Here is a 6,347-nt window from a genome sequence, read left to right as displayed (position 1 = left end):
GCTCGGCGCGCTCGTGGCGCCGCCCGACCCGGTCGCCGCGACCGCCGTCGCCGGTTCGCTCGGGCTGCCGCGGCGGCTCGTGTCGATCCTGGAGGGGGAGGGTCTTTTCAACGACGTCACGGCGATCGTGCTCTACCACGTGGCGATCGCGGCGGCGGTCAGCGGGACGTTCTCGTGGCCCTCGGCGGTGGGACAGCTTGTGCTCTCCGGTGTGGTCGCCGTCGCCATAGGGATCGCGCTCGGCTGGCTCACCAACAAGCTCATGGGGCTGCTCGGCGAGGCCACCCTGCAGACCGGCCTGACGCTCCTCGTGCCCTTCGTGAGCTATGTGCTGGCCGAGGAGCTGATGGGCTCAGGCGTGCTCGCCGTACTGACCACCGCGCTCTACCTCGCGGAGAACGCCGCCGACGCCGACGACGTGCTCGGACGGATCACCGGGCAGACGTTCTGGCAGATCGTCGACACCCTGGTCACCGGCGTCGCCTTCGGGCTCATCGGGCTCGAGCTGCACAACGTCTTCGGCACGGCCGGCGGCCGTGAGATGCAGATGATCGGCTGGGGCGCGGCGGTCGTCGCGGTCGTCGTCGGCGTACGACTCCTGTGGCTGCTGCCCGCGACCTGGCTCGCCAAGCGGCTGCACAAGCTGCGGGACTACGACGAGGACATCCCGACGACCTGGCGCGAGACCGTCGTCATGTGGTGGTCCGGGATGCGCGGCGTGGCGTCGGTCGCCCTCGCCCTCGCCATTCCGCTGAAGACGGAGAACGGTGACCCCTTCCCCGCCCGGGACGAGATCATCTTCATCGCCTTCTGCGTCATCGTGGCGACCCTCGTCGTCCAGGGGCTCACGCTGCCCTGGCTGGTGAAGAAGCTCGGGGTGCGCGCGGACACCGACGCCGAGCGGGCCGTCGAGCGTGACCTCGCCATCCGGGCGGCCAAGGCGGCCAAGCGCCGCCTCAAGGAGATCGAAGAGGTCGAGGAGCTGCCCGAGGACCTCTCGGAGCGGCTGCTGCGCGGAGCGTTCGACATCGGCGCCAGGATCAGCCCGGACATCGTCGACGACGAACGGCGCGAGCGGTACTCCAAGCGCGCCGACCGTCTCAAGGCGGTCCAGCGCATCCAGCGCGACATGATGTCGGCCGCCCGCCACGAGATCCTCGCCGCGCGCAGCGAACCCGGCGCCGACCCCGAGATCGTCGACCGGGTCCTGCACCACCTCGACGTACGCAGCCTGCGGTCGTCCTGACGGAGGGCGCGACTCAGCCCCGGCCCGTACGCGGCACGATCGGCGGCGGCGGATGCGGATGGTCGCCGTCCGGCGGCGGTTCGGCCCAGGCCGTGTTGACCCGCGGCAGCGCGTACGCATGGTGCTCGGTGAGCCAGCGGACCAGGTGCTCGCGCACCGTGACCCGCACCGTCCAGATGTCGTCCGCGTCCTTGGCGGTGACCAGGGCGCGGACCTGGATCGTGTTCGGCGTCGTGTCCGTGACGGCCAGGCCCCAGTCCCTGCCGTCCCAGGCGGCGCACTCGCGCAGGATGTCCTGGAGCTTCTCGCGCATCTCGGTGACGGGCGCCGTGTGGTCCAGCTGGAAGAAGACCGTGCCGGTCATCTGGGAGCCACCGCGCGACCAGTTCTCGAAGGGCTTCGAGACGAAGTACGACACCGGCATCGTGATCCGGCGCTCGTCCCAGGTCCGCACGGCCAGGAAGGTCAGCGTGATCTCGTCGACCGTGCCCCACTCGCCGTCCACGACGACCGTGTCGCCGATCCGCACCATGTCGCCGAAGGCGATCTGCAGCCCGGCGAAGAGATTGGCGAGCGTGGACTGGGCGGCGACGCCCGCGACGATGCCCAGAACGCCCGCCGACGCGAGCAGTGACGTGCCGGCCGCCTGCATGGCGGGGAAGGTGAGCAGCATCGCCCCGACGGCCACGACACCGACGATCGCGGTGACCACCCGCTGGATGAGGGTGACCTGCGTACGCACCCGGCGGACCCGGGCCGGATCGCGGTGGGCGCCCGCGTAACGCGCGTACGTGGACTCGACGACGGCCGTCGCGATACGGACGAGGAGCCAGGCCACCGAACCGATGAGCATCAGGGTCAGGGCCTGCGCGACGCCCGCCGAATGGTCTTTGGCGATCTCCGCCTGTTCGAACGAGCCGCGCAACAGGGCGGCGCACAGGACAAGTTGGAACGGCAGTCGGCAGCGGCGCGCCAGACCCCACAGTGGATTGTCCGGGTGGCGGTCGTCGGCCCGGCGCAGCAGCACATCGGCCAGCCAGACCACGGCCAGCGTGAGCACGACCGAGCCGCCGACCACGATCAACGGACGCAGTACGTTCTCCATGCTCCCGAGGGTAGGTGGCACGATGGCCTCATGAACATCATGCTTTTCCACTCGACGTACGGGCTGCGGCCCGCGGTGCACGCGGCGGCCGACCGGCTGCGCGCCGAGGGACACGAGGTGACGACGCCCGATCTGTTCGACGGGCGCACCTTCGACACCGTCGAGGAAGGCATGGCCTTCAAGGACGAGCTCGGCAAGGACGAGCTCCTGAAGCGGGCCATTCTGGCCGCAGCGCCCTACTCCGAGCGGGGCCTGGTCTACGCCGGATTCTCGTTCGGCGCCGCCACCGCGCAGACCCTCGCACTCGGCGACGCCAAGGCCCGCGGGCTGCTCCTCCTGCACGGCACGTCCGACATCGCGGAGAACACGACGGTGGACGAGCTGCCGGTGCAGCTGCACGTCGCCGAGCCGGACCCGTTCGAGACGGACGACTGGCTGAGCGCGTGGTACCTGCAGATGGGCCGCGCCGGAGCCGATGTCGAGGTCTACCGCTACGCCGGAGCCGGCCACCTCTACACCGACCCCGACCTGGACGACTACGACGCCGAGGCCACGGAGGCGACGTGGCGGACGGCGATCGGCTTCCTGGAGACGCTCTAGCCGCAGCGGCCGCACTGCCGGTTCACGCGCGCGTGCCGGTTCACGCGCGCGTGCCGGTTCACGCGCGCGTGCAGCGCCCCGCCGGGGCGCTCGCGGGCGGCTTGCACTGCAGGCCGTAGTCGCCGCCGCTGGAGCTGACATACCGCCCGACGCATTCGTTGCCGCTGGACCGGCCGCGCTCGGCGCAGAACCGCAGGGCGGCCCGGCCGTCCGCGAACGGCCCGGGGGCGTAGATCACCCAGAAGCCGGGCCGCAGCGACGCGTAGTCGTCGCTGCGCAGATACTCCGCCTCCGGCACCTCCTTGCGCACGGCCGCGAGCCTGCGGTCACGGGCGTCCGCTCCCGAGCCGACGGGTTCGGAGAAGAGCTGGGCGATCCAGCTGCCCGAGGCGGGCGGGGCGCCGGGGGAGGACGCCGGTGGCGTGGTCGGGTCGGGGCTCTCGCTCCGCGTGGGCGTCCCGCTCGGGCTCGGACTCTCGCTCCGGTCCGGGCTCTTCGACCCCTTCGTGGGTCTCGGTGACGCCGAGGAGGACGCCGACGCGGAAGCCGACGCGGAGGAACTCCCGCCGCCCTTGCCCTCCTCCTCGCCCGTTCCGGCCCCGCCCCGCAGCGCGAGCACCAGCGCGGCACCGGCCGCCAGAGCGAGCGCCACGGCGATCACCGCGACGACCGCAGGCGTACGTCTTCGGGGCGCGACGGACGGCGGCCCCACCGTGACAGCGGGCCCCGCCGGAACAGCGGGCCCCGCCGGAACAGCGGGCCCCGCCGGAACAGCGGGCCCCGCCGGAACAGCGGGCCCCGCCGTGACGGCAGGCCGCCCCGAAGTCTCCGTCGGCTGCCAGGCGATCCCGTTCGCCACCGCGGCGAGCATCGCGTCCAGTCGCTCCGCGTCCGGACGCAGCGCCGGGTCCCGCACGAGGAGGGCGCTCAGGACCGGAGCGAGCGGCCCGGAGCGCACCGGCGGCGGCACCGGATCGTCGAGCACGGCGGCGAGCGTGGCCAGCGTCGTGGCGCGGCGCAGCGGACTGACGCCCTCCACGGCGACGTAGAGGACAAGGCCGAGCGACCAGAGGTCGGCCGCCGGACCCTGGTCCGTGCCGCGGATGCGCTCGGGCGCGATGTACTCCGGCGAACCGATCAGGTCGCCGGTCGCGGTGAGCTGGGTGGAGCCCCGGAGCGAGGCGATGCCGAAGTCCGTGAGGACCACGGAGACGCCAGCGCCCGGGGCTTCGTGCCGCAGCAGTACGTTGGCGGGCTTCACGTCCCGGTGCAGGATGCCCGCCGCGTGGGCGACGCGCAGCGCCGAGAGCAGCTCGCGGCCGATGCGCGCCGCCTCGTGCGGCGGCAACGTGCCCTGCTCCAGGAGGTCCTGGAGCGTGCGCCCCGGCAGGAGCTCCATCACCAGCCAGGGGTGCGGGCCGCCCGTGTCCACGATCTGATGGATCGTCACCACATGTGGGTGGTTGAGCCGGGCCAGCGCCCTGGCCTCGCGCAGCACCCGCTCCCGCAGGACACGTGACTCCTCGACGGTCAGCTCGGGCCCCGCGGGCCGCACCTCCTTGAGGGCCACCTCGCGGTGCAGCACGGTGTCGCGCGCCCGCCACACCGTGCCCATGCCTCCGCTGCCGAGCCGCTCGAGCAGCTCGAAGCGCCCGTCCACCACATCCCCCTGGCCACTCATGTCGCCAGAGTAGAGGGCGGCAGTCAGCGCGAGAGCGGGCGAACTGTGAAACGTTCGCCCGCTCTCGCGTCAGGAGTGCACGCTCAGCGTGCGGCTGCCTCGTCCGTTCAGCCCTTGAGCGCCGCGTCGACAGCCTTCTTGTAGTCCTCGACCGTCGAGGGCGCGTTCTTCTTGTCGGAGCCGGTCAGCTTCTTGCCGTCCATGACGAAGGAAGGCGTGCCGTCGACGTCGTCCTTGTTGTTGTCGAACTGCTTCGACATCTCCAGGGCCCAGCGGTCGTACGTCCCGTCCTTGACGTCCTTCGCGAAGGTCTTGCTCTTCTTGAGCTCAGGGACCTCGTTCGCGATCTTGGTCAGGTACGAGTCGTCCTTGAACTTGTCCTCGGTCTCGGAAGGGTGGTTCTCCTTGGAGAACAGCGCCTTCTTGTAGTCGAGGAAGGCCTGGTCGCTCACGTTCAGGGCGGCACCCATCGCGCTCAGCGCGTTCTTGGAGCCCTCACCCGTCAGGTTGCGGTCGAGGAACGAGGCGCCGATGAACTGGATCTTGTACTTGCCGTCCTTCAGGTCCTTCTCGACCGTCGGGCCCACGGTCTGCTCGAAGCTGGCGCAGACCGGGCAGCGCGGGTCCTCGTAGACCTTGAGGGTCTTCTTGGCGCTGTCCTTGCCGAGGACGACGGTCGTGCCGTCCGTGCCCGAGGAGTTGGCCGGCTTGACCAGCTTCTCGTCCTTGGCGGCTTCCCAGTGGCCGGGCTTGTTGGACTGCATGACGGCGTAGCCGACACCGCCCGCGATGGCCAGGACCGCGACGACGGAGACGCCGACGATCATCGACCGCTTCCGCTTCTCCCGCTTGCGCTCGGCTTCCTGCTGGGCGCGGATCCGCTCGCGGGCCGCCGACTTGGCCGCCTGGCTGTTGCGCTTGCTCATGATGATGTTCTCCGTAGGGGTGACATGCGTGGGGACGGTGGTGCTCAGGCGAAGACGGCCGAGCACGGCGGTCCACGCCGTCCCACGAAATGCACGAGAAGCCGCGTAAGTGCTGCGGTCCGCACCCGGCGCGCGGGGCGCGCGGCGCGGCGTACGGGCCGCGGTCGGATGATCGCCGCGGCCACCGCGATGAGCAGCCGCCGGAAGGTGGAGGCGGCCACCGCGCGCAGGACCTGGGCCATGGCACGCTCGCCGCGCCGCAGCCAGAACGCCGCGAGCAGGCCGACCCCGATGTGCGCGCCGAGCAGCAGCCAGGCGGCGCTCGGATCGGCGTCGGCGAGCAGCACGGCGGCGCGGTGTCCGTCGCCGCCGGTCATCTGGGCCAGCGGGGTGCCGACGCTCGCACCGCCGCACAGCACGTCGAAGCCGACGGAGCGCAGCGGGCCCGCGACGGGACCGCCCGCCTGGCCGTAACAGACGTGCTGCCCGGTGGTGAACACCGTGTCGGCGGCCAGTTCCAGCGGGATCAGCAGGGCGGCGATCCGGCCGTAGCCGCGCTCGCGTCCCGCCAGTGCGTACGCGATGACGAAGACCGCCGCGGCGATCATGGCGACGGTGGTCAGCGGGAGCGGGGCGCGGGACAGCAGTACGTGCGACGCGGCGGAGAGCGTCACGACGAGCGCCGTGAAGAGCGCCGCGCGCACGGCTCTGAGCTGGGTCCCGGATATGTCCATCGCGCAGCCGAGTGTGCCATGTGCTCCCATAAGGCAGCCCTAAAGGGTGCCTATG

The 6,347-nt window shown here is 71.5% G+C and carries 6 protein-coding genes; 2 read left to right on the top strand and 4 right to left on the bottom strand.

Translation table 11 applies throughout. From position 1 onward, the window contains the following. On the top strand, nucleotides 1-1,246 hold a 1,246-nt coding region (locus ABD378_RS34915), incomplete at its 5' end, for a cation:proton antiporter (protein WP_344527754.1). Nucleotides 1,247-1,259: 13 nt separating this feature from the next. On the opposite strand, the gene ABD378_RS34910 is transcribed toward ABD378_RS34915, so the two are convergent. Then, complete coding sequence (locus ABD378_RS34910; protein WP_344527752.1) at nucleotides 1,260-2,351, bottom strand: mechanosensitive ion channel family protein; 1,092 nt, start codon at nucleotides 2,349-2,351, stop codon at nucleotides 1,260-1,262. A 30-nt stretch (nucleotides 2,352-2,381) separates the two neighbouring features. On the opposite strand from ABD378_RS34910, the gene ABD378_RS34905 reads away from it, so the two are divergent. After that, nucleotides 2,382-2,951, top strand: coding sequence for a dienelactone hydrolase family protein (locus tag ABD378_RS34905; RefSeq protein WP_344527750.1), 570 nt, complete (start codon nucleotides 2,382-2,384; stop codon nucleotides 2,949-2,951). 58 nt (nucleotides 2,952-3,009) lie between these two features. Here ABD378_RS34905 and ABD378_RS34900 read toward each other — a convergent pair whose 3' ends face one another. The 3 genes from ABD378_RS34900 to ABD378_RS34890 all read right to left on the bottom strand — a co-directional run bounded on the left by ABD378_RS34900 (nucleotide 3,010) and on the right by ABD378_RS34890 (nucleotide 6,292). After that, nucleotides 3,010-4,632: a serine/threonine-protein kinase gene (locus tag ABD378_RS34900; RefSeq protein WP_344527748.1), complete on the bottom strand. Its 1,623-nt coding sequence runs from the start codon at nucleotides 4,630-4,632 to the stop codon at nucleotides 3,010-3,012. A 107-nt stretch (nucleotides 4,633-4,739) separates the two neighbouring features. Continuing rightward, nucleotides 4,740-5,558 (bottom strand): thioredoxin domain-containing protein, encoded by an 819-nt coding sequence (locus ABD378_RS34895; RefSeq protein WP_344527746.1) that lies wholly within the window; start codon nucleotides 5,556-5,558, stop codon nucleotides 4,740-4,742. A 44-nt stretch (nucleotides 5,559-5,602) separates the two neighbouring features. Beyond that, nucleotides 5,603-6,292 carry a hypothetical protein gene (locus ABD378_RS34890; protein ID WP_344527762.1) on the bottom strand — a complete coding sequence of 230 codons (690 nt, stop codon included), beginning with the start codon at nucleotides 6,290-6,292 and terminating at the stop codon, nucleotides 5,603-5,605. Nucleotides 6,293-6,347: the final 55 nt, after the last annotated feature.

The sequence above is a fragment of the Streptomyces rectiviolaceus genome, from assembly GCF_039533825.1.
GTDB classification, from domain to species: Bacteria; Actinomycetota; Actinomycetes; order Streptomycetales; family Streptomycetaceae; genus Streptomyces; species Streptomyces rectiviolaceus.
The sequence above is the reverse complement of the archived record's forward strand: the minus strand, read 5'-3'. Positions and strand labels throughout refer to the sequence as shown.

What these genes read in the sequence shown, in the direction of transcription:
- ABD378_RS34910 (WP_344527752.1), bottom strand. Translation starts at nt 2,351, where the DNA reads ATGGAGAACGTACTGCGTCCGTTGATCGTGGTCGGCGGCTCGGTCGTG.
- ABD378_RS34905 (WP_344527750.1), top strand. Translation starts at nt 2,382, where the DNA reads ATGAACATCATGCTTTTCCACTCGACGTACGGGCTGCGGCCCGCGGTG.
- ABD378_RS34900 (WP_344527748.1), bottom strand. Translation starts at nt 4,632, where the DNA reads ATGAGTGGCCAGGGGGATGTGGTGGACGGGCGCTTCGAGCTGCTCGAG.
- ABD378_RS34895 (WP_344527746.1), bottom strand. Translation starts at nt 5,558, where the DNA reads ATGAGCAAGCGCAACAGCCAGGCGGCCAAGTCGGCGGCCCGCGAGCGG.
- ABD378_RS34890 (WP_344527762.1), bottom strand. Translation starts at nt 6,292, where the DNA reads ATGGACATATCCGGGACCCAGCTCAGAGCCGTGCGCGCGGCGCTCTTC.